Below are 3,188 nucleotides of genomic sequence, written 5' to 3' on the forward strand. Positions count from 1 at the left end.
CCTGACTTTTCCTGGATCAAATCAAGCGCAAGAAGGGCGTTTGGTGGATGCCTTGGCAGTAAGAGGCGATGAAAGACGTGGTACTCTGCGATAAGCCATGGGGAGCTGAGAACAAGCTTTGATCCATGGATCTCTGAATGGGGAAACCCACCTGACAGTTTGTTATTGTTACTTCGGTAATCAATAACGGGCTGAGACAGGTACTTTTACCCTGAATACATAGGGGTTTAAGAGCGAACCCGGGGAACTGAAACATCTAAGTACCCGGAGGAAAGGAAATCAATAGAGACTCCGCTAGTAGTGGCGAGCGAACGCGGACCAGCCGAGCCATGAGAACGACCAGAATGATCTGGAAAGATCAGCCATAGTGGGTGACAGCCCCGTATGGGAAGTTCGATTGGACGTATTAAGTAGGGCGGGACACGTGAAATCCTGTCTGAAGATCGGGGGACCACCCCCGAAGGCTAAGTACTCCTTACTGACCGATAGCGAACCAGTACCGTGAGGGAAAGGTGAAAAGCACCCCGACGAGGGGAGTGAAACAGTTTCTGAAACCGGACGCCTACAAGCAGTCGGAGGGGCCTTGAGCCCTGACGGCGTACCTTTTGTATAATGGGTCAACGACTTGGTCTTACGAGCAAGCTTAAGCCGATAGGTGTAGGCGCAGCGAAAGCGAGTCTTAAAAGGGCGAATGAGTTCGTGGGATCAGACCCGAAACCAGATGATCTAGCCATGTGCAGGATGAAGGTAAGGTAACACTTACTGGAGGTCCGAACCGACACCCGTTGAAAAGGGTCCGGATGACGTGTGGCTAGGGGTGAAAGGCCAATCAAATCTGGAGATAGCTGGTTCTCCGCGAAAGCTATTTAGGTAGCGCCTCGGACGAATACCTACGGGGGTAGAGCACTGCATGGGTGATGGGGTCCCACAGACTTACTGAGCCTAAGCAAACTCCGAATACCGTAGAGTACTATCCGGGAGACACACGGCGGGTGCTAACGTCCGTCGTGAAGAGGGAAACAACCCTGACCTACAGCTAAGGCCCCCAATTCGTGGCTAAGTGGGAAAGCATGTGAGACGACCAAAACAACCAGGAGGTTGGCTTAGAAGCAGCCATCCTTTAAAGATAGCGTAACAGCTCACTGGTCTAAACAAGTTGTCTTGCGGCGAAGATGTAACGGGGCTCAAGCCACGAGCCGAAGCTTAGGATGCACAGCAATGTGCGTGGTAGCGGAGCGTTCCGTGATATAGCACCATCCGACTTTAGCCTTCTTCGGAAGGTTCCGGTCGGAACGGTGCTGACTGTGAAGCCGGCCTGTGAGGGATCCGGTGGAGTGATCGGAAGCGAGAATGTTGACATGAGTAGCGACAAACAGGGTGAGAGACCCTGTCGCCGAAAGTCCAAGGGTTCCTGCTTAAAGCTAATCTGAGCAGGGTGAGCCGACCCCTAAGGCGAGGCCGAAAGGCGTAGTCGATGGGAACCAGGTTAATATTCCTGGGCCAGGAGGATGTGACGGATCTCGAGGGTAGTTTCTTCTTATCGGATTGAAGAGGCTGCTTAGAGGTCCCTGGAAATAGCCCTCCATAAGATCGTACCCTAAACCGACACAGGTGGACTGGTAGAGAATACCAAGGCGCTTGAGAGAACCACATTTAAGGAACTCGGCAAAATGCTCCCGTAAGTTCGCGAGAAGGGAGCCCCGTCTGCAGGCAACTGTGGGCGGGGGGCACAAACTAGGGGGTGGCGACTGTTTACTTAAAACACAGGGCTGTGCGAAGCCGTAAGGCGACGTATACAGTCTGACGCCTGCCCGGTGCTGGAAGGTTAAAAGGAGGGGTGCAAGCTCCGAATTGAAGCCCCAGTAAACGGCGGCCGTAACTATAACGGTCCTAAGGTAGCGAAATTCCTTGTCGGGTAAGTTCCGACCTGCACGAATGGCGTAACGATCTCCCCGCTGTCTCAAATGTGGACTCAGCGAAATTGAACTGTGTGTCAAGATGCACACTTCCCGCGGTTAGACGGAAAGACCCCATGCACCTTTACTATAGCTTCGCACTGGCATCAGGATTGTGATGTGCAGGATAGGTGGTAGGCTTTGAAGCGGGAACGCCAGTTTCCGTGGAGCCTCCCTTGAGATACCACCCTTCGCACTCTTGATGTCTAACCGCGGTCCGTTATCCGGATCCGGGACCCTGCGTGGTGGGTAGTTTGACTGGGGCGGTCGCCTCCCAAAGAGTAACGGAGGCGCGCGAAGGTTGGCTCAGAGCGGTCGGAAATCGCTCGTTGAGTGCAATGGCAGAAGCCAGCCTGACTGCGAGACTGACAAGTCGAGCAGAGTCGAAAGACGGCCATAGTGATCCGGTGGTCCCAAGTGGGAGGGCCATCGCTCAACGGATAAAAGGTACGCTGGGGATAACAGGCTGATGATGCCCAAGAGTCCATATCGACGGCATCGTTTGGCACCTCGATGTCGGCTCATCTCATCCTGGGGCTGGAGCAGGTCCCAAGGGTATGGCTGTTCGCCATTTAAAGAGGTACGTGAGCTGGGTTTAGAACGTCGTGAGACAGTTCGGTCCCTATCTGCCGTGGGTGTAGGATACTTGAGAGGAGTTGCCCCTAGTACGAGAGGACCGGGGTGAACGTTCCACTGGTGGACCAGTTGTCGTGCCAACGGCAGTGCTGGGTAGCTATGAACGGACAGGATAACCGCTGAAGGCATCTAAGCGGGAAGCCCCCCTCAAAACCAGGTATCCCTTGAGAGCCGTGGAAGACCACCACGTCGATAGGCCGGAGATGTAAGCGCGGTAACGCGTTCAGTTGACCGGTACTAATTGCTCGATAGGCTTGATTTGATCCAGCAGAAGCCAGACTTCTGTGGTCAAAAAGCGGACTTGGACCGCTGATTGTTGTGCTTCTTTCTCGGTTTGGTGGTCATAGCACGAGCAAAACACCCGATCCCATCCCGAACTCGGCCGTTAAGTGCCGTCGCGCCAATGGTACTGCGTCTCAAGACGTGGGAGAGTAGGTCGCCGCCAAACCTAGAAAGAAGCACAAACGTATCTCTCAACGATGTGGCCCCAATACAATCTCGTTCCGTGCGGGCCAAATGGCGCGGGGTGGAGCAGCCCGGTAGCTCGTCAGGCTCATAACCTGAAGGTCGTAGGTTCAAATCCTACCCCCGCAACCA

Annotated in this window: 1 tRNA gene and 2 rRNA genes; all 3 read left to right on the forward strand. The window is 54.2% G+C overall.

What is annotated here, in order from left to right:
* The first annotated feature begins 19 nt into the window (after nucleotides 1-19).
* The 3 genes from R5H32_RS20455 (at nucleotide 20) to R5H32_RS20465 (ending at nucleotide 3,188) form a co-directional block, all read left to right on the forward strand.
* Nucleotides 20-2,853: ribosomal RNA gene (locus tag R5H32_RS20455) — 23S ribosomal RNA — on the forward strand.
* Between the two features lie 71 nt (nucleotides 2,854-2,924).
* Nucleotides 2,925-3,039, forward strand: a 5S ribosomal RNA gene (gene rrf / locus R5H32_RS20460).
* 72 nt (nucleotides 3,040-3,111) lie between these two features.
* Nucleotides 3,112-3,188 (forward strand) — tRNA-Met (locus R5H32_RS20465).

The sequence above is a fragment of the Defluviimonas sp. D31 genome (genome assembly GCF_033436765.1).
Taxonomy (GTDB): Bacteria; Pseudomonadota; Alphaproteobacteria; order Rhodobacterales; family Rhodobacteraceae; genus Albidovulum.